The 17939-nt window shown below is 72.8% G+C and carries 18 protein-coding genes and 1 pseudogene; 10 read left to right on the top strand and 9 right to left on the bottom strand.

The features are described from left to right. The first annotated feature begins 35 nt into the window (after nt 1-35). Together AB0B94_RS04410 and AB0B94_RS04405 are read left to right on the top strand one after the other, a co-directional pair. Nucleotides 36-500, top strand: coding sequence for an Lrp/AsnC family transcriptional regulator (locus AB0B94_RS04410; protein WP_357268143.1), 465 nt, complete (start codon nt 36-38; stop codon nt 498-500). Between the two features lie 72 nt (nt 501-572). Continuing rightward, the gene (locus AB0B94_RS04405; protein ID WP_357268141.1) at nt 573-1529 is read left to right on the top strand and encodes a zinc-binding dehydrogenase; all 957 of its coding nucleotides are present in this window, start codon (nt 573-575) and stop codon (nt 1527-1529) included. 6 nt (nt 1530-1535) lie between these two features. Here AB0B94_RS04405 and AB0B94_RS04400 read toward each other — a convergent pair whose 3' ends face one another. From AB0B94_RS04400 to AB0B94_RS04390, 3 genes are all read right to left on the bottom strand, one after another. Beyond that, complete coding sequence (locus tag AB0B94_RS04400; protein ID WP_238670022.1) at nt 1536-2642, bottom strand: YbjN domain-containing protein; 1107 nt, start codon at nt 2640-2642, stop codon at nt 1536-1538. 81 nt (nt 2643-2723) lie between these two features. After that, on the bottom strand, nt 2724-2990 hold the full coding sequence (locus AB0B94_RS04395; RefSeq protein ID WP_357268139.1) for a DUF6457 domain-containing protein: 267 nt from the start codon (nt 2988-2990) through the stop codon (nt 2724-2726). Continuing rightward, on the bottom strand, nt 2987-3718 hold the full coding sequence (locus tag AB0B94_RS04390; protein ID WP_357268137.1) for an NTP transferase domain-containing protein: 732 nt from the start codon (nt 3716-3718) through the stop codon (nt 2987-2989). Before AB0B94_RS04390 ends, AB0B94_RS04395 begins: the two co-directional genes overlap by 4 nt. Before the next feature lie 310 nt (nt 3719-4028). On the opposite strand from AB0B94_RS04390, the gene fdhD reads away from it, so the two are divergent. After that, nucleotides 4029-4895, top strand: coding sequence for a formate dehydrogenase accessory sulfurtransferase FdhD (gene fdhD / locus AB0B94_RS04385; protein WP_357268135.1), 867 nt, complete (start codon nt 4029-4031; stop codon nt 4893-4895). Nucleotides 4896-4909: 14 nt separating this feature from the next. Here the strand turns inward: fdhD and AB0B94_RS04380 are convergent, their stop codons facing one another. The 4 genes from AB0B94_RS04380 to AB0B94_RS04365 form a co-directional block, all read right to left on the bottom strand. Continuing rightward, complete coding sequence (locus AB0B94_RS04380; protein WP_357268133.1) at nt 4910-5626, bottom strand: GAP family protein; 717 nt, start codon at nt 5624-5626, stop codon at nt 4910-4912. A 120-nt stretch (nt 5627-5746) separates the two neighbouring features. Beyond that, a complete protein-coding gene (locus AB0B94_RS04375) occupies nt 5747-6145 on the bottom strand; it encodes a hypothetical protein (RefSeq protein WP_357268131.1) in 399 nt (132 codons plus the stop codon). Continuing rightward, nucleotides 6142-6393 (bottom strand): hypothetical protein, encoded by a 252-nt coding sequence (locus AB0B94_RS04370; protein ID WP_357268129.1) that lies wholly within the window; start codon nt 6391-6393, stop codon nt 6142-6144. The genes AB0B94_RS04375 and AB0B94_RS04370 overlap by 4 nt, the downstream gene beginning before the upstream one ends. Nucleotides 6394-6453: 60 nt before the next feature. After that, nucleotides 6454-7497, bottom strand: a complete 1044-nt coding sequence (locus AB0B94_RS04365) for a DUF4192 domain-containing protein (protein WP_357268127.1) — start codon at nt 7495-7497, stop codon at nt 6454-6456. A 173-nt stretch (nt 7498-7670) separates the two neighbouring features. Here AB0B94_RS04365 and AB0B94_RS04360 point away from each other — a divergent pair, with 173 nt between their 5' ends. The 5 genes from AB0B94_RS04360 (at nt 7671) to AB0B94_RS04340 (ending at nt 14355) form a co-directional block, all read left to right on the top strand. Further along, nucleotides 7671-8585 carry a fructosamine kinase family protein gene (locus AB0B94_RS04360; RefSeq protein WP_357268125.1) on the top strand — a complete coding sequence of 305 codons (915 nt, stop codon included), beginning with the start codon at nt 7671-7673 and terminating at the stop codon, nt 8583-8585. Then, nucleotides 8582-9595 carry a GTP 3',8-cyclase MoaA gene (gene moaA, locus AB0B94_RS04355; protein WP_357268123.1) on the top strand — a complete coding sequence of 338 codons (1014 nt, stop codon included), beginning with the start codon at nt 8582-8584 and terminating at the stop codon, nt 9593-9595. The genes AB0B94_RS04360 and moaA overlap by 4 nt, the downstream gene beginning before the upstream one ends. A gap of 2 nt (nt 9596-9597) precedes the next feature. Then, nucleotides 9598-9852, top strand: a complete 255-nt coding sequence (locus AB0B94_RS04350; RefSeq protein ID WP_357268121.1) for a MoaD/ThiS family protein — start codon at nt 9598-9600, stop codon at nt 9850-9852. Between the two features lie 14 nt (nt 9853-9866). Then, nucleotides 9867-11114: a metallophosphoesterase gene (locus tag AB0B94_RS04345; RefSeq protein WP_357268119.1), complete on the top strand. Its 1248-nt coding sequence runs from the start codon at nt 9867-9869 to the stop codon at nt 11112-11114. A 61-nt stretch (nt 11115-11175) separates the two neighbouring features. Beyond that, the gene (locus tag AB0B94_RS04340; RefSeq protein ID WP_357268117.1) at nt 11176-14355 is read left to right on the top strand and encodes a UvrD-helicase domain-containing protein; all 3180 of its coding nucleotides are present in this window, start codon (nt 11176-11178) and stop codon (nt 14353-14355) included. Between the two features lie 121 nt (nt 14356-14476). On the opposite strand, the gene AB0B94_RS04335 is transcribed toward AB0B94_RS04340, so the two are convergent. Continuing rightward, nucleotides 14477-15130 carry a prepilin peptidase gene (locus AB0B94_RS04335; protein WP_357268115.1) on the bottom strand — a complete coding sequence of 218 codons (654 nt, stop codon included), beginning with the start codon at nt 15128-15130 and terminating at the stop codon, nt 14477-14479. 10 nt (nt 15131-15140) lie between these two features. Then, nucleotides 15141-16145 (bottom strand): EamA family transporter, encoded by a 1005-nt coding sequence (locus tag AB0B94_RS04330; protein WP_357268113.1) that lies wholly within the window; start codon nt 16143-16145, stop codon nt 15141-15143. 408 nt (nt 16146-16553) lie between these two features. Between AB0B94_RS04330 and AB0B94_RS04325 the strand changes: the two are divergent. Further along, nucleotides 16554-17021: pseudogene (locus AB0B94_RS04325) on the top strand (hypothetical protein); the annotation flags it as partial. A gap of 446 nt (nt 17022-17467) precedes the next feature. Continuing rightward, nucleotides 17468-17917 carry a hypothetical protein gene (locus AB0B94_RS04320; protein ID WP_308193519.1) on the top strand — a complete coding sequence of 150 codons (450 nt, stop codon included), beginning with the start codon at nt 17468-17470 and terminating at the stop codon, nt 17915-17917. Nucleotides 17918-17939: the final 22 nt, after the last annotated feature.

Raw genomic sequence — 17939 nt, 5'->3', positions numbered from 1 at the left:
AACAGCCACAAGCGTTGCTTTCCAGAGGCGGAACGTTGCAGATAGACGCGGTAGACCAGCGGATCATTGCGTTACTCGTCGCGGACGCCCGCGCGTCCTACGCCGACATCGGTGCCCGGGTGTCACTCTCCGCCCCAGCGGTCAAACGTCGCGTCGACCGCCTGCGCGCCACCGGCGTGATCAGGGGATTCACTGCCGTCGTTGATCCGGCCGCCGTCGGCTGGACCACTGAGGCCTTCGTCGAGCTCTTCTGCGCCGGCCGGACCACCCCGGCGCAGATCGGCGTGGCCGCCCGACGACACCCCGAGGTGGTCGGCGCCTACACCGTCTCCGGGGAGGCGGACGCACTCGTACACCTGCGCGCCGCCGACATCGCCCACCTTGAGGCAGCACTGGAGCGGCTGCGTGCCGAATCCTTCGTGACCTCCACCCGCAGCACCATCGTGCTCTCCCGGCTGGTCGAATCCCCCGGCGTCGGCCCGTCCGCCAGCACCTCTTGACCTCAACCCAGGTTGAGGAGATGGACTGGCCCCGAGTGGGCGAGGCAGCCCATCTGGGTCGAGGAGACTGTCATGCGGGCGATCTGGTTACGTGAGTTCGGCGGGCCCGAGGTGCTGGTGCCCGGCCCCGCGCCCGACCCGGTCCCCGGTCCCGGCCAGGTGCTGATCGACGTCGCGCACGCGAACATCACCTTCATCGAGACGCAACTGCGCGCCGGCCACCCCGGCCCGTTCCGCCTCACCCCACCGCTGATCCCCGGCAACGGCGTCGGCGGGGTGATCACGGAGGTCGGGTCGGACGTCGACCCGGCGCTGACCGGGCAGCGGGTGGTCAGCGCCACCGGAGGTTCCGGCGGTTACGCCGAACGCGCGGCGGTGGACGCGTCGGCGACGATCGCGGTGCCGGCCGGATTGGCTCTGGACGAGGCGGTGGCACTGCTGGCCGACGGGCGGACCGCCACCATGCTGATCGAGGCGGTCGGCGTCCGCCCAGGTGACCGGGTGCTGGTGGAGGCCGCGGCCGGCGGCGTCGGCAGCCTGTTGGTGCAGCTCGCGGTCCGGGCCGGGGCCCGGGTGATCGGCGTGGCCGGTGGGCGACGCAAGGTGGACCTGCTACCCGGCCTTGGCGCCGAGCTGGCCGTCGACTACCTGCTGCCTGAATGGGCCGAGCAGGTCCGCGCTGCGCTGGGCGGGGTCGACGTGGTGCTCGACGGGGTCGGTGGCCCGGTGGCCCGCACCGCCTTCGACCTGCTCTCTCCGGGCGGCCGGATGGTCAGCTTCGGGCTGGCGAGCGGGGAGTGGTCCCCGGTGTCGGCGCAGGCCGCCACGGCACGGCAGGTCACAGTGGTCCGCCCGGACGTGCCACCGGCCCGGCTGCGGGCGTACACCGAACGGGCCCTGGCGGACGCGACGGCCGGCCGGCTGCGACCACTCATCGGCCAGCGCTTCCCACTGGAACGCGCCGCCGACGCGCACGCCGCCATCGAGGCGCGCGCGACGATCGGCAAAACCCTGCTGGACGTGGCCTGATCGGGCTCAGAGGTACATGCCGGTGCGGTGCTCCGACTCGTCGCGCCGGACCGGCTTGTCACCCTCGCCGAAGAACCGCTTGCCGCCGAACTCGCCGTGCAGACGGTCGTCCAACTCGTCGGCGAGACCGGTCATCACCTGCACCGCCAGCATCAGATGGGTCGCCTGGAAGTTGCGGCCGAACACCGGGATGGACGCCCACACCGTGTCGTCGGCGCAGTAGAGGCGGCCGATCGGCATCCGGTTCGTCAACTCGGAGAGCTTGACGTAGAGCCGCTCGGTCGGCTCCACCTCGGTGAGCACCGGGGAGAAGACATCCACCAGAGGCGGATTGTCCCGCACCCGCACGAAGACCATCGCCGAGCCGGCGCGGATGGTGATGTCGCCGTCCGAGTCGATCTGCAACCGGTCGGTGTCCGACTTCAACATGGTGGAGACCACGGTGCGCACCCGATCGGCCAGGTCGAGCACGTCGTCCTGCTCGACCTGGGCGGCAGCCGCCTCGGCCAGCGCCTCCTCTAGGTCCGCCTCGACGTCGGCGTCCGGACCGAACTCGCTGCGGGCGGTGCCCAGCGGTTCCACTGTCAGCGGCTCACCCTCCGCGTCGTGCACCAGATAGACGAGGAAGGCCGGGTGCGGAGCACCGTAGACGTCCCGCAGCGTGCGGGAGAGCAGCGTGGCGACCTGGGTCGACTCGGCCGTCGTGGCGTTCAGCCCGAACGAACCGCCGGAGCCGGCGACGACACCGGGCGGGGACCAACCGAGCGCGACCATGTCCGCCACCGCGCCCCGGTCCAGTCGGTAGCCCGCCGGCAGAGCGGCGTTGCCGACCGCGCGGGCGGACAGCACCCGGTCCGCGTCCACGTCGACGCTGATCGAATAGACGGCGTCCCCGGTGCCGGAGGCGGTGGGGTCCAGTGTCACGTCGAGGTGCGCGCCGACGGGAAGTTCCCGCAGCCGTACGGCGAGCGCGCGGGCGAACTCCCGCCACGCCTCGGTCACCTTCGCCCGCAGGTCGGTGGTGCTGGGCTCGTCGAGCAGGATCGATTCCGCCGGCTCAGTCGAAGCACCGGGCAGCTCACCGTGCGGCGCCGAGGGGTGGTCAGCCGTCATGATCGCCTCCGTCCGTCACGATCACCCTACCCACGCCGCCGCAGGGTCGAATCAGCCCGGACCGGGATCGGACAGCGGCGGTCAGGGGGCCGTCGGGTCCGTGGGGTCGGCGCCCAGCTCGACCGGCCAGGCGCCCGCCAGCGCGCTGAGCCGGGCCGCGACGTCCGCCGGCTCCGCGCCCCGGCCAACCGCCAACCCGAAGAGGTACGCGGTGACCGGTGCCCCCGGACGCAGCACCTGGTGGGCGACGTCCCGGGCCAGATCCAGCACCGCCGGCACCGGCACCGCGGCCGGGTCCAGATCCAACTCGGCGCACACCGCCGTGACCCAGTCGTCCATCACCGTCATCGCGCCCACTCCTCCGCCCGGCGTACGTCCTCGTCAGTGTCGCAGTCGAACCACGGCGGCGGGCCCTCGCCGGACCAGGCCACCTCCCGCACGACGAGACCGGCCAGCAAGGCCCGCACCGGGGCTCCGGACAGGCTGCCGCCCCGCTCGACAGTCAGCCGGTGCACAGCTGCCCGCAGCGCGGCGACCCGCCAGACACCGCAGAGCGACTGCCGCCGCCCGTCCCCGTCCACGAAGCACGCCCCGTCCGGTCCCCGCTCGCCGCCGAGGCCACCGCCGGCCGGCACCGGAGCGAGGCGGCCACCCGCCGGCGACGCCGGAGCGAGGCCGGGGCGGGCCAGCGAGGCCGGGGCGGAGTGGCCGCCCGCCGGTTCGGTGTCGGGGGTCTCCTGGTCGAGGTGGTTCAGCAGGTCGCCGATCGCGGCCCGGGTGAGCAGCGGCAGGTCGGCGGCGAGCAGCGCGACAAGTGTGGTGTCGGGATCCAGCAACGCCAGGCCGGCCGCCGCCGCCGCGACCGGACCCCCGCCGGGCGGGTCCTCCCGGACGACCCGCACACCCGCCGGCACAGCGTCGGCCGCACCGACCAGCACCCGCTGCGTCGCGTCGGTGACGGCGGCCAGCACCCGGTCACGCATCGGCCGGCCGCCGACCGGAAGCGCGGGCTTGTCCAGCCCGCCCATCCGTCGGGCGGCCCCACCCGCGAGCACCACTGCGGCATACGTCCCCACCCGGCCACCGTAGCCGTGCTTGACGCTCAAACGGGCCACCGCCCAAACGGGCCGATCGCGAGGCCCCCACCCGGCCCCCCGCCCCTGCCGCCCCGCCCCCGCCCGGCCCTGGCCCCGGCCCCGGCCCGGTGATCATGAAGTTATTGCTCGACACGCCGACGACACGCGCAAACAACTTCATGATCAACGCCCTGGGGCGGGGTGGGGTGGGTGGGGTTGGGCGGGGCGGGGTGGGTGGCGGTGGCGGTTGCGGAGGGGGTGATGGCCGGTGGTTGTGCGGGTGTGCCGGCGGGGGGTGGAGGATGGCGAGATGGGACGGGCAACTGATCGACGTGGCGTACTCCGGATCGACCTGGACGCGGCGACCGCCGGACGTGGGTCGGTCCGCCGACCGGACACGCTCGCCGTGGAGGAGCCGTTGGAGATCCGGGTCGGCGCGGCCGGTCCCGGTCGACGCCGGCCGCTCGCCGTCACCATGCGTACTCCCGGCGACGACTTGGACCTGGCCATCGGGTTCCTGCTGACCGAAGGGCTGATCCGGTCGACCGACGACGTGTTGACCGCGCAGCTCTGTGCGGGCGCGGAGACGCCGAACACGTACAACGTGGTGGACGTGGTGCTCGCCCCCGGCGTACCGGAACCGACCACCGACCCGTCCCGGAACTTCTACACGACCAGTTCCTGCGGGGTCTGCGGCAAGGCCAGCATCGACGCGATACGCACCCGGTCGCTCTTTCCGGTCGCGGCGGACCCGCTCAGCGTCCCGGCCACGCTGCTCGCCGAGCTGCCCGACCGGTTGCGCGCCGCCCAGCGTGGCTTCGATCGGACCGGCGGGCTACACGCGGCGGGCCTGTTCACCCCGGACGGCGAGTTGGTGGTGCTCCGGGAGGACGTGGGCCGGCACAACGCCGTGGACAAGGTGATCGGCTGGGCCGTGCGGGAACGTCGACTGCCGCTCGCCGGCCACCTGCTGCTGGTCTCCGGACGGGCCAGCTTCGAGCTGACCCAGAAGGCGTGGATGGCGGGATTGCCGCTGCTGGCCGCGGTGTCCGCCCCGAGCACCCTCGCCGCGGAACTGGCCGACGAGGCGGGGATGACACTTGTCGGCTTCCTGCGCGGGAGGACCATGAACGTCTACACCGGGCCGCACCGGATCACCGTGGAGCAGCCAGCCTGACCCGAGCGGCCGAGTCAGCGACCGATCCGGTCGATCAGGTCGAACAGGGCCAGCCGTGCGGCGGCGTCGCGGGCGATCAGGAAACCGGCGATGCCGAGGATCCAGCCCAACGCGCTGCCCGCCTTCGTGACGATCCAGGTGTTCAGGCGGGCCAGCACCGGCTCGACCAGTCGCGGGCGGGCCACCCTGGCACCCAGCAACAGCACCGCCGGCAGCACCATGACCAGGCAGTACCCGGTGAGCAGCACCACCACGCTCGCCGCTCCCACCCCCGAGGTGGCCAGGAGACCCACCGCACCGAGGTACGGAAGCATGGTCGCCACCTCGGCAAGCGCCGCGAGCAGCGCGAGCCCGACCAACCAGCGGGCCGAGGAATCTCCGGCGGTGGCCCGGTCCCGCCAGCGCAACACACCACCGGTACGAGGACGGCGTTTGCCGTCGTAGCGGAAGCTGAGCGCCAGCATCGCCACGCCCAGGACGAGTTGTGCCCAGAGGACGCCCCGGTTGTCCAGGGCGCCGCCCAGCGCGTCGCCCAGCCTGCTGCCTCCCCAGACCAGCAGCAGCCCCACCGCGAGGTAGAACACCGCGATGGTGGCGAGGTAGCCCAGGATCCGCCGGACGTTGACCGGCCCGGGGGCGAGCAGCAACCAGACCGGGATGAAGAGGGTGCCGATGCTGGTGCTGTCGATCAACGCCAGCCCGGCCAGCGACAGCAGCAACTCGGGGGTCATGTCGTACCAGAGCGGAGAACGGTCACGAGATCATTCTCCGGCGGCGGTGGGCCCGCCGCGTCGGCCGTGGACAGGAGCAACGCGTACATCCTTCGACGGAGGGCGTTGCCGGGGGAGCCGTCACGCCAGGTCGAGGATGCTCCAGTTGGTGGGGAGCACCGTCGCCGCCACCTTGGGTCGCACTGTCGCGTAGTGCGCCTCGTGGGTGAGTGCCGCACGGGCGGCCTGGCCGGACGAGATGTCTCCGGTTAGAGCGCGGGCCAGCTTGCCGGTGTCGCGCACGTCCTCGGCGTCGAGCGGCAGCAGTCGGATCATCGGGGCGGTCATCATCAGGGCGAGCAGCGCGGCATCGATCTCGTCGGCCACGCTCGCGAAGGCGACAGCCAGGCAGGTCGCGGGGACTGCCACCTGCCGACCCTCGTCGGCGACCTCCAGCATCAACTCCCCCACCGCGACGTTGCCCTCGAGGTAGGCCGTCAACGCCGACGCGTCGAACACGACGGCGATCTGATCGCTCATCCGGCGTGTCCCAACATCCGGCGCCCCTCGGCCAGAGCGTCCGCCGGAATGGGCGTCGCGAGGCGCTCCCGCCATCGCGCCCTACCCGCCTCGGTCACCTCGATGCCGGCTCGCCGCAGCACCTCGTCGAGGTGCCCGCGGGCCATCTGCACCCGTACCGCCGCGGTGATGGCGGCCGAGACGTTGGGCTGCTGGTCAAGCCAGTCGGCGACGTCGTCGGGGAGGCTCACGGAGCGCTTGACTGTCACGTCCGCCAGCCTATCAACGTCGGTAGCACCGACGGTGTTACCGCGCGGACGGTGGGGTTGTCAGCGGCGGCCACGTCGGCTCCGTTTGCGGGGCCGGATGACGCCGGGCATCCCGACCGACGGCCAGCCGTCCAACTCGGCCGGGGGCACGCCCCGCCGGAGCAGGTCGTCCAGCAGCAGCGCGAGCGGATAGTCGGGGTGCAGGCTCAGCGTGCGTTCGAGCGCGACCGCCGCCAACGCGCCCTGTCCGGCGCGCCACGCGGCGAACGCCAGCAGCGCACCGGGCGCTGCGGCAACCTCCGGCTCGGCGCGGCGCAGCACGTCGGTCCAGAGGGCGATGTCCCGGTCCCGGCCGTCGGTGCGTTCCCATGCGTGATCGCGGACCGGCAGGTGGGTCATCAGCAGGCTCAACCAGGCCACCTCGTCGTCGTCGAGCCGCTCACCACGCCGCTGCCGGCGCTGGGCCTCGCGGACCGACGCCACCCCGGCGGCGCGCAACGCCCGCGCCCCGAGCAGGTCACTCTCGGGTGCCCGCTCGATCAGCTCGGCCAGTCTCAACTCGGCGCGGGCGGTGGCCGCCCGGGACGCCTCCCGGGCCGTCCCTTCCACCGGTGCCACCTGCCCCACCAGGGCGGCCCGGTCGGGGAGTGCGACCTGACCGGCGAAGACCGCCGAGGCGGTCACCCGGTTGACGCTGGGGTCGTAGCGGCGGCCCTCGGGCGGGCAGCAGTCGGGCTCGGTGCAGAGGTAGGACCACCAGCGGCCGTCGGTCACCCGAAGCGCGTCGAGCACGTGCAGCCCGAAGTCGTACAGCGCGTCGCGCACCGCGTCCACGGCCGGGGTGACCCGCTCCGGTTGCCCGTAGCCCACCACGGTGGCGGCCTCCGCGCCCTGTCGGCGGATCACGCCGGCCAGGTGCCCCGCCAGGCCGCCCAGCTCGGGCGGCTCGGGCAGGTCCGCGCGGGCGGCGAAGACGATCTGTCGGCCGACCAGCGCCACGGCGACCACGCTGTCGGTGGGATGAAAGCCGAGCAGGTACGGCACAGCGGCGATCAGGTCGGCGGGTGAGCGGACGGCGAGCTGAGGGCGTTCGGTCGAGGTCATGTCGGAAGCCTGCGGCTGGCGTGCCGGGCCCGGCCACCCCTGTGGACGACACGCGGCTTATCCACAGTTACTGAACGTGTTGACCCTGCTCAAGCCACACCTACGAGTGCGGAAAGAGCGCCGATGTCGTCGGGCGACACCTGCCTGTCGTAAGGAGCGGTTACCGTGCGCTGATGGACCTGGCGTACCTGCGCGCGCATCCGGCACACCTCCCGACCTTCCGGACCCATCAGCGGCTCCGAGAGACGCCGGTCGCCGGTGGAAACATCTGCGCGGCCGCCCGGCTCACCCTCGACGACGGCCACTCCGTCTTCGCCAAATCCTGGCCCGAAGACGCCGACCGACCGCCGCCGGAGGGCTTCTTCGCCGCCGAGGCCGCCGGCCTGCGCTGGCTGCGGGAGGCGGGCGCTGTCGGCGTACCCGAGGTGATCGTGGTGTTGCCGGAGCTGCTGGCGCTCGACTGGGTGGAGCCCGGCGAACCGACGCCGGAGGCCGCGGAGCGCTTCGGCCGGGAGTTGGCCGGGCTGCACCGGGCGGGAGCAACCGCCTTCGGTGCCAGCTGGCCCGGGTTCATCGGCTCGCTCCCACAGGACAACACCCCCACCGGCGGGCGCTGGTCGACCTGGTTCGCCGAGCGACGCCTCGCACCCTACCTGCGACGCTCGGTCGACGGTGGCGCGCTGACCAGCGCCGATGCCGCTCTGGTCGAGCAGGTGATCGGTCGGCTGGACGGGCTCGGCGGCGACGAGCCGCCCGCGCGCATCCACGGCGACCTGTGGCCGGGCAACGTGCTGTGGGGGGCCGACGACCGGGCCTGGCTCGTCGACCCGGCAGCGCACGGCGGGCACCGGGAGACGGATCTCGCCCAGCTCGCCCTCTTCGGCGGCATCCCCCACCTGGATCGGGTGCTGGCCGCCTATCAGGAGAGTTGGCCACTACCTGACGGTTGGCGTGACCGGGTGCCGGTGCATCAACTGCATCTGCTGCTCGTGCACACGGCACTCTTCGGCGTCAGCTTCCGAGATGTGGTCGTCCAGACCGCCCGTGGCGTCCTGAGCCGGGCCGAGCGCGCTACGGTCGACAGGTGAGCGCCGCCCCGGGGTCCGACGGCGTCCTCGTCGACCGGTACGGCCGTGTCGCCCGGGACCTGCGCGTGTCCCTCACCGACAAGTGCAACCTGCGCTGCACCTACTGCATGCCGGCGGAAGGGCTGCCCTGGCTGGCCGGCCCCGAGTTGCTGACCGACGAGGAGATCGTCCGGCTGGTCCGGGTGGCGGTCGAGCTGCTCGGCGTGACCGAGGTGCGGTTCACCGGCGGTGAGCCGCTGATCCGACCCGGGCTGGTCGGCATCGTGACGGCGGTCGCCGCCCTCCAGCCCCGCCCCCGGGTCTCGCTGACCACCAACGGCATCGGCCTGGACCGGCTGGCCCCGGCGTTGCGGGCGGCCGGCCTGGACCGGGTGAACGTTTCACTGGACACCCTGGACCCGGACCGGTTCACCACGCTCACCCGCCGCCCCCGCCTCGACGCGGTGCTGGCCGGGCTCGCCGGGGCGGCGGCCGCCGGGCTCAGCCCCGTGAAGATCAACTCAGTGTTGATGCGTGGTGTCAACGAGGATGAGGCGCCGGCGCTGCTCCGCTTCGCCCTCGATCACGACTACCAGCTACGGATCATCGAGCAGATGCCGTTGGACGCCCAGCACGGTTGGGCCCGCGACACCATGGTCACCGCCGAGGAGATCCTGGCGTCGCTGCGTACCGTCTTCGATCTGAGCCCCGACCCGGCCGAGCGCGGCGCGGCACCTGCGGAGACCTGGCTGGTCGACGGAGGCCCCGCCCGGGTCGGTGTGATCGCCAGCGTCACCCGCCCCTTCTGCGGGGACTGCGACCGCACCCGACTGACCGCCGACGGTCAGGTCCGCGCCTGCCTCTTCGCCACCGAAGAGTCGGACCTGCGTGCCGCGCTGCGCACCGGTGCGGACGACGACGAGTTGGCCCGGCGCTGGCGTACCGCGATGTGGGGCAAGCGCGCCGGGCACGGCATCGACGACCCCACCTTCCTCCAGCCGACCCGCCCGATGTCCGCGATCGGAGGTTGAGCGTGGAGGGGTCACCGCTGACCATCCGCTACTTCGCGGGTGCCCGCGCCGCCGCCGGCCGCGCCGAGGAGGCGATCCCCGCCGGGCCGTCTCTGGACGACCTCGCGGCCGAGCTGACCCAGCGCCACGGCGACCGGCTCGCCGGGGTGCTGCGGGTGGCGAGTTTCCTCGTGAACGGCGTCACCTGTCATGATCGTCAGGCACCCCTACCGGCCGGGGCCACGATCGATGTCCTGCCCCCGTTCGCGGGCGGCTGAGGGAGGCGCGACACATGATGGCGGTTCTGGGGTTCGTGGCTGTCCTGGCGCTGGTCACCGGCCTCATCCACCTCTACCTGTGGAAGCGGCTCGTTCGGGACACCACCACGCCGGGCCGTTGGCGACGGATCGGCGGGATCGCCGCCCTGGTGCTGGCCCTGCTCGTGCCGGTCACCCTCGCCGGAACGCAGGCCGGGCTCTACTGGCTCGCCTGGCCGGGCTACCTGTGGCTCGCGCTGATGTTCTACCTGCTCGTCGTACTGGTCGTGCTGGAAGTCCCAATGCTTGTCGCCCGGCTGGTGCTGCGCCGCCGGGTGGTCGCCGCGGAGCCCACCGCCGCCGCGCCCGAGCCGGCGCTGGTCGGTGCCGCCGGGCCGACCGAGCCACCGGCAGCCGGCGCCGTCGCGGCACCGGACCACGACCCGTCCCGTCGGTTGCTGCTGGCCCGTGGGGCGGCCATCTTCGCCGGCCTCACCGCCACCGGCACCGTGGGGTACGGCGTTCGTACCGCGCTCGGCCCGCCCCACCTCGACCGGGTGCGGATCCCCCTCGCCAAACTCCCCCGCAGCATGGACGGCCTGCGCATCGCCACCGTCTCCGACATCCACCTCGGCCCGCTGCGCGGACGGGCCCACACCGAGCGGATCGTCGCCGCGATCAACCGGCTCGACGCGGACATCGTCGCGGTCGTCGGTGACCTGGTCGACGGCTCGGTGGCCGAACTCGGCGCGGCCGCCGCGCCGCTGCGCGACCTTCGCTCCCGCTACGGCAGCTTCTTCGTCACCGGCAACCACGAGTACTACTCCGGCGTGCAGGAGTGGGTCCAGGAGGTCGACCGGCTCGGTCTGCGGGTCCTGCAGAACCGGCGCCAGGAGATCCAGGCCCGGGGCGGTGTGCTCGACCTGGCCGGCGTGAACGACCTGGACGCGACCGGCGGCACCGGCCTCGCCGCCGGGCCGGACTTCGCCGCCGCCCTGGGTGACCGCGACCCGAGCCGACCCGTGGTCCTGCTCGCACACCAGCCGCTGGCAGCCAAGGAGGCGGCCCGCTACGGCGTCGACCTGCAACTGTCCGGGCACACCCACGGCGGGCAGATGGTGCCGTTCAACCTGGCCGTCGGGCTGGAGCAGCCGGTGGTCAGCGGGCTCGGCGAGGTCGACGGGACCAAGGTCTACGTGACCAACGGCGCCGGTTTCTGGGGGCCGCCGGTCCGGGTGGGCGCGGAGCCGCAGATCAGTCTGGTCGAGCTGCGCTCGGCATAGCGGAGGTCACGTACGCGCGTGGCGGCCGGTGGCCGGTGCGGCGGGCGTGACAGGATGCGGCGTGCCCCCGTTCAGCGCCGTACCCCCCGGTGGCCTACCGCCATTCGTCGCGGACCTGCACATCCACTCGAAGTACTCGCGCGCGTGCAGCCGTGACCTCACCCTGCCGAACCTCGCGTGGTGGGCCCGGCGTAAGGGCATCGGCCTGCTCGGCACCGGCGACTTCACCCACCCCGCCTGGTACGACCACCTGCGGGAGACGCTGCGCCCGGCCGAACCGGGGCTCTACCGGCTCGACCCGGAGGCGGAACGGGACCTCGCCCGTCGGCTGCCACCCCGACTGGCGCAGACCGCGGAGGCGGACCCGGTCCGTTTCATGCTGAGCGTGGAGATCTCCACGATCTACAAGCGGGACGACCGGACCCGCAAGGTGCACCACCTGATCTACCTGCCGGATCTGGACGCGGTGGCCCGGTTCAACAGCGCGCTCGGCCGGATCGGCAACCTCGGCTCCGACGGCCGGCCGATCCTCGGACTGGACTCCCGGGACCTGCTGGAGATCACCTTGGAGGCCAGCCCGGACGGCTATCTGGTGCCGGCACACATCTGGACTCCCTGGTTCTCCGCGCTGGGTTCGAAGTCCGGCTTCGACGCGATCGCCGACTGCTACGCCGACCTCGCCGAGCACATCTTCGCCGTGGAGACCGGGCTCTCCTCCGACCCCGCCATGAACTGGCGGGTCGGCAGCCTGGACGGCTACCAACTGGTGTCCAACTCGGACGCGCACTCGCCGCCGGCGCTCGGCCGGGAGGCGACGGTGTTGACCGCCGAACGGGACTACTTCGCCGTTCGGGAGGCGCTGCGGAGCGGTGACGGCCTGGCCGGCACCATCGAGTTCTTCCCGGAGGAGGGCAAGTACCACGCGGACGGGCACCGGCTGTGTGGGGTCAACTGGTCTCCGGAGCGCACCCGTGCCGCCGGCGGTCGCTGCCCCGAGTGCGGCAAGCCACTCACCGTGGGTGTCCTCAGCCGGATCGAGGAGTTGGCCGACCGCCCGGACGGGCACCGGCCGGCGCACGCCCGGGACGTCACCCACCTGGTGCCGCTGGCCGAGATCCTCGGCGAGATCAACAAGGTGGGTGCCCGGTCGAAGAAGGTCGAGGGTCGCCTCAACGAGTTGCTGGCCGCACTCGGCCCCGAGCTGGAGATCCTGACCACGACCCCGCTGAGCGACATCGCGCAGACCGGTGGTGAGCTGCTCGCCGAGGGCATCGGACGGCTGCGGCGCGGCGACGTCCGCCGGGTGCCCGGTTACGACGGCGAGTACGGCGTGATCACGCTCTTCGACCCGGCCGAGCTGGGCGCGCAGGAGACGCTGTTCGACGTACCGGTGCCAGCGCAGCGACGACCCGCGGAGCCGGCTCCCCGGGTCCCGGCCAAGCGTCCGGCGACGGCCAAGGCGGAGCCGAAGCGGAAGCCGGTTCCGGCGCCCGCACCGCCGATCGCGTCACCGCCGTCTCCGCACGAGCCGTTCGAGCCGATGCTCTCCGGCATGGAGGAGGTCGGCACCGGCCTGCTGGACCGACTGGACGCCATGCAGCGGGTGGCCGCCTCCGCACCTGGCGGTCCGCTGCTCATCGTGGCCGGTCCGGGCACCGGCAAGACCAGGACGCTCACCCACCGGATCGCGTACCTCTGCGCGGAGCTGAACGTCTTCCCCGAGCGCTGCCTCGCGATCACGTTCACCCGTCGGGCCGCCGAGGAGCTGCGGCACCGTCTCGACGGCCTACTCGGCCCGGTCGCTGAGGACGTCACGGTGGGGACGTTCCACGCGTTGGGGTTGACCATCCTGCGGGAGAACGTCGGGGCGGCGGGTCTCCCGGCCGACTTCCGGATCGCCGACGACGCCGAGCGGACGGCAGCACGCACCGAGGCCGGCGACGACAGCGCCGCGTACGTGTCGCTGCTGCGCAAGCAGGACCTGGTCGACCTTGACGAACTGGTGACCCTGCCGGTGGAGCTGCTGCGGGCCGATCGGAAGTTGGTCGAACGGTACCGGGACCGCTGGCAGTGGATCTTCGTCGACGAGTACCAGGACGTCGACGAGGTGCAGTACGAGCTGCTGCGGCTGCTCAGCCCCGCCGACGGCAACCTCTGCGCGATCGGCGACCCGGACCAGGCGATCTACTCGTTCCGGGGTGCCGACGTCGGCTACTTCCTGCGCTTTTCCGAGGACTTCACCGACGCCCGACTGGTCCGGCTCAACCGTAACTACCGCTCGTCGGCGCCGATCCTGGCCGCCGCCGTGCAGGCCATCGCGCCGTCCTCGCTGGTCCGGGGCCGGCGACTGGACCCGGCCCGACTCGATCCGGAGGCTCCGCTGGTCGGGCGCTACCCGGCGGCGTCGGTGGCCGAGGAGGCCGACTTCGTGGTGCGTACCGTCGACGACCTGGTCGGCGGGTTGTCGCACCGTTCGCTGGACTCGGGCCGCATCGATGGCCGGTCCACTTCGCTGTCGTTCTCCGACATCGCGGTGCTGTACCGCACCGACGCGCAGGCCGCCCCGATCGTGGACGCCCTGACCCGGGCGAACATCCCCGTGCAGAAGCGTTCCCACGACCGGCTGCGGGACCGGCCCGGGGTGGCCGCCATCGCCCGCGAGCTACGGCACGCCGATGGTCTGGCCGGTGCACTTGCCGCCCGGGTGCGGCTGGCCGGTCAGGTGGTCGCGGAGCGGTTCGCCGTACCCACCCTGGACGGCGGCGGCAGCGCTGTCCGTCCGGAGGACGTCCGCTCGGCCGTGGACCTGCTGACCCCGCTGGCCCGACGCTGCGGTGACGACCTGGAGGCCTTCCTGTCGCAGTTGGCCACCGGCGCGGAGGTGGACGCGCTCGACCCGCGGGCCGAGGCGGTCACGCTGCTCACTTTGCACGCCGCGAAGGGTCTGGAGTTTCCGGTGGTCTTCCTGGTCGGTGTCGAGGACGGCCTGTTGCCGTTGCGCTGGCCGGGCTCGACGCCCGACGAGGACGCCGTCGCCGAGGAGCGCCGGCTCTTCTTCGTCGGCCTGACCCGGGCCCAGGACCGGCTGTACGTCAGTCACGCCGCCCGCCGCACCCGGCACGGCACCGAGCGCGACTGCGCCCCCTCGCAGTTCCTCAACACCATCGACCCGGGCCTCTTCGAACGCTTCGGCGAAGCCGAGCCCCGCCGCCCCAAGGATCGCCAACTCCGCCTGATCTGACCCACGCCCCACCCCACGCCCCGTCGATCTTGCACTTTCGGTCGTCGTTATGCGTGGAATGCACCTTGTGTCGGCGCAGAAACTGCAAGATCGACGAAGGCGGGGGTGGGGCGTGGGCGGGTCAGGTGAGGAGGGGGGCGAGCCAGGCGCCCACCAGCAGGGCCGGACCGAGCGGCAGCAGTGTGTTCCGGTGCGCCTTTCGAGCGGCGAGCAGGCCGAGCACCAGACCGCCGTGCAGCACGTGCGGCAGGAGCAGCCCGGCCAGCAGCGTGCCCCACCCCAGCCAGCCGAGCGGCAGACCGAGGACGGCGGCGAGTTTCACGTCCCCGAAACCCAGCCGTGAGCCGGGCAGCAGGGCCAGCACCACGTGCCCCGCACCCGCGACCGCCGCGCCTCCCAGCGCACCGAGCAGCCGGCCGGGAGTGCCGGACAGCAGCGCCGCGGTGCTCAGCCCTCCGAGGGCCAGCAGCCCGGCGACGAGCACCAGCGGGTCGGGCAGCCGCAGGCAGGCCAGGTCGACCCGCGCCAGCACCAGACCGACCGCCGCGATCGCGAGGAAGACCGGCAGCGCCCTGTCGTCCCCCACGGCGGCGGCGATGCCGGCAAAGACGCTGGCCGCCACCATCGGGCCTGCCCAGGGCCGCCGGACCGGTTGCCGCCCCGCAAACGCCAGTGGCCGCGCGTCCGCTGTGGCGAAGCGTCGCGACACCACGGGTACGATAAGGCCGACCAGCGCGCCGAGCAGCGCGATCGACACCAGCGCGGCGGCCGACATGGGCCGGACGTTACTGGCGGTCGCGCTCCCGCGTGGCCCCCGATCGTGATCCCGTGCCCGCCCGACGTGGCCGTTCGGTGCTCACCACCAGGGCGACCCCGGCGACGATGACAGCACCGCCGAGCAGCACCTGCGGGGTGATCGGCTCGGCCACCAGCAGCGCGCCGAGCGCCACCGCGACCGCCGGGTTCACGTAGGCGTACGTCGACACCAGCGAGATCGGCGCGTTGTGCAGCAGCCAGACGTACGCGGTGAAGGCCACCAGCGAGCCGGCCACCATGAGGTAGCCCAGCGCCAACCAGGACCGGGTGCTCACCGCCGCCGGGTGGAAGTCGGCCAGTTCTCCCCGACCGGCGGCGACTGCCACCAGCACCAGCGCCCCGGCCATCATCTCGTACACCGTGGCCACGAACGGGTCGCCGGGCATCCGGATCCGGCCGGAAAGGAACGACCCGACCGACCAGGAGGTGGCCGCCGCCACCACTGTCAACGCCCCGACCAGCGGCACCGCTGCCGAACCGCCACCCGGCAGCACCAGCAGGATGAGGCCGACGAAGCCCACTGTGACCCCGGCGAACGTCCAGAGCGGCGGCCGATCCCCGGTGGCCGAGCGCAACAGCACCACCAGCAGTGGCACCGTGGCCACCAGCAGCGCGGCGATCCCGGACGGCACCGCCACTCCCGGCGGCCCCGATTCGGCGAGCACCACCAGGCCGTTGCCGGCGCCGAGCAGGAGCACCCCGACCAACGCGGCCGAGCCGAGTTGCCGTCGGTCCACCCGCAGCGCGCCGGGCCCCCGACGCAGTCGCAGCACCACCGCCAGGACCAGGCCGGCCACGGCGAACCGGAGCGCGGCCGACAGCAGCGGCGGCATCGTCTCCACTGTGATCCGGATGGCCAGATAGGTCGACCCCCAGAGCACGTAGACCACGATCAACGCGGTCCAGATCAGTGTCGGCGTGCTGCTGGCACGACGGCCGGCGAGGGCCGTGGCGCTCGGTGGAGGTGAGCTCATCAGTGGACCACGCTACGGTGACCCCGGAGTCCGTGTCGCGCTTTGGTGGCCGGCCTCTCACCACTCGTGCAGGAGGGCGGCATGACGAACTACGGACAACCGGGGAGCGGCCACCCGGGGCCGTGGCGTGGGCAGAGACCCGACGAGACGCCCAGTCGACCGGCGCAGCAGCCCTACCCGCCCGCGCCGGAGTCCTACCCTCCGGCGGTCCCGTCGTACCCGCCCGCACCGCAGGGACGACCCGGACCGTACGGCGGCGCACCCACCCCGCAGTACGGTCCGACGCCCGGCGGACCCTACGGCGGCGGGACGGATACGCCCTACGGCCACGAGCCCCGCACGCCCTACAGCGGCTCGTACCAGCCGACCCAGCCGTACGGGGGGCAGCCGTACCGGCCCGACGACCCGTACGGCGAGGATCCGGCACCGAGCCGGCGCGGACGGGGGCCACTGATCGCGGTACTGGTCGTCGTACTGCTGGTGGTGGCCGTCGCCGGGGCGTTCTGGTTCCGCCGTGGGCAGAGCGACCCGGCACCGGCAGCCGCGCCGAGCAACTCGGCAGTTGCCGGTGAGCCGAGCGCGGACGTGGTCGAGCCCGCGCCGAGCGCGGCCGCGCCGGAGTCGTCGGCCGATCCCCGGTTCGCGAAGGTCGGCCAGTGCGTCCGCAACGACGGCACCGCCGGCGGCAAGCCGAAGCTGCTGATCAGCGGCTGTACCGCGAAGTCGTACGAGGTGCTGAGCCGGATCGACGGCCCGACCAGCGGCGAGCGGGACGCCGAGGCCAAGTGCGGCAAGGTCGAGGGCTACACCAACTGGTATTTCTTCGACAGTGAGCTGGACACTCTCGACTTCGTCCTCTGCCTCAAGCAACGCTGAGACCCTCCACCCCAGGGGATGACATGACGACCTACGGACCTGCGGGTTCCGATCAGCCGGACGATCCGTACCAGCGCCCGCCCGGTGGGCCTGACAGCTCACCTCCGGTCGACCCGACAGTGCCCCAGTGGAGCCCCCCGCCGCCGGCGGACGACCCGACCCGGCAGCAGTGGGGTCCGCCGTCGACCGGCGCGGAGCCACCGACGGCACCCATGTGGGCACCGCCGTCCACCAACCCGGAGCCGCCGACCACTCCGATGTGGGCGCCGCCGCCCACGTCGGGCCCGGGTTACCCACCGCCAGGGCCGTTCCCACCGGCCGGGCCGTACCCACCGGCGGGCCCGATGCCCGGTCAGCCAGCCGGCCCGATGCCCGGTCAGCCGGCGGGTCCGATGCCCGGTCAACCGGCCGGGCCGTGGGGTCAGCAGCCTCCCGGCGGCTACGGGATGCAGCCGGCCGCGCCGACGAAGAAGACCGGCCGCAACGTCGCTCTCATCATCGCTGTGGTGGTGCTGCTCGTGCTCTGTCCGTGCCTCGGCCTGGCCGGCTGGGCGATCTGGAAGGTGGCCGACGCCGGCAGTGACGCGGCGCGTGCCCCGTCGACGAGCGCCCCGGGCGTTCCGCCCGCGCTGCCCAGCGACGCCCCGACGTCGGCCGCCCCGACTCCGGGCGCGGAGTTCGCCAGGGGTGACTGCGTGGTGAACGACGGCAGTGAGAGCGAGGCGGAACTCCGTAAGGTGCCCTGCGGCCCGAACACCTATCAGGTGCTGCTGCGAATTCCGGCTACCACTGACGGAGACCGGTGCGAGACGCTCGCGCCGCAGGCGACAGCGAACTATGTGCACGACAACTCGGTCGATCTGTTCGACTACGTGCTCTGTCTGAAGAAGCGCTAGCCCGAGCTGGCCGACCGCTGGT

This window comes from Micromonospora sp. NPDC048986 (assembly GCF_040649335.1).
GTDB classification, from domain to species: Bacteria; Actinomycetota; Actinomycetes; order Mycobacteriales; family Micromonosporaceae; genus Micromonospora; species Micromonospora alfalfae.
Note: the sequence above shows the minus strand (reverse complement) of the source record. Positions and strands in the feature narration are given on the sequence as shown.

Bases quoted from the DNA above. Each gene is read 5' to 3' on its own strand.
- AB0B94_RS04400 (WP_238670022.1), bottom strand. From the start codon at position 2,642: ATGACGGCTGACCACCCCTCGGCGCCGCACGGTGAGCTGCCCGGTGCT.
- AB0B94_RS04395 (WP_357268139.1), bottom strand. From the start codon at position 2,990: ATGACGGTGATGGACGACTGGGTCACGGCGGTGTGCGCCGAGTTGGAT.
- AB0B94_RS04330 (WP_357268113.1), bottom strand. From the start codon at position 16,145: ATGAGCTCACCTCCACCGAGCGCCACGGCCCTCGCCGGCCGTCGTGCC.
- fdhD (WP_357268135.1), top strand. From the start codon at position 4,029: ATGGGACGGGCAACTGATCGACGTGGCGTACTCCGGATCGACCTGGAC.
- AB0B94_RS04365 (WP_357268127.1), bottom strand. From the start codon at position 7,497: ATGACCTCGACCGAACGCCCTCAGCTCGCCGTCCGCTCACCCGCCGAC.
- AB0B94_RS04335 (WP_357268115.1), bottom strand. From the start codon at position 15,130: ATGTCGGCCGCCGCGCTGGTGTCGATCGCGCTGCTCGGCGCGCTGGTC.
- AB0B94_RS04405 (WP_357268141.1), top strand. From the start codon at position 573: ATGCGGGCGATCTGGTTACGTGAGTTCGGCGGGCCCGAGGTGCTGGTG.
- AB0B94_RS04345 (WP_357268119.1), top strand. From the start codon at position 9,867: ATGATGGCGGTTCTGGGGTTCGTGGCTGTCCTGGCGCTGGTCACCGGC.
- AB0B94_RS04360 (WP_357268125.1), top strand. From the start codon at position 7,671: ATGGACCTGGCGTACCTGCGCGCGCATCCGGCACACCTCCCGACCTTC.
- AB0B94_RS04375 (WP_357268131.1), bottom strand. From the start codon at position 6,145: ATGAGCGATCAGATCGCCGTCGTGTTCGACGCGTCGGCGTTGACGGCC.
- AB0B94_RS04320 (WP_308193519.1), top strand. From the start codon at position 17,468: ATGCAGCCGGCCGCGCCGACGAAGAAGACCGGCCGCAACGTCGCTCTC.
- AB0B94_RS04380 (WP_357268133.1), bottom strand. From the start codon at position 5,626: ATGACCCCCGAGTTGCTGCTGTCGCTGGCCGGGCTGGCGTTGATCGAC.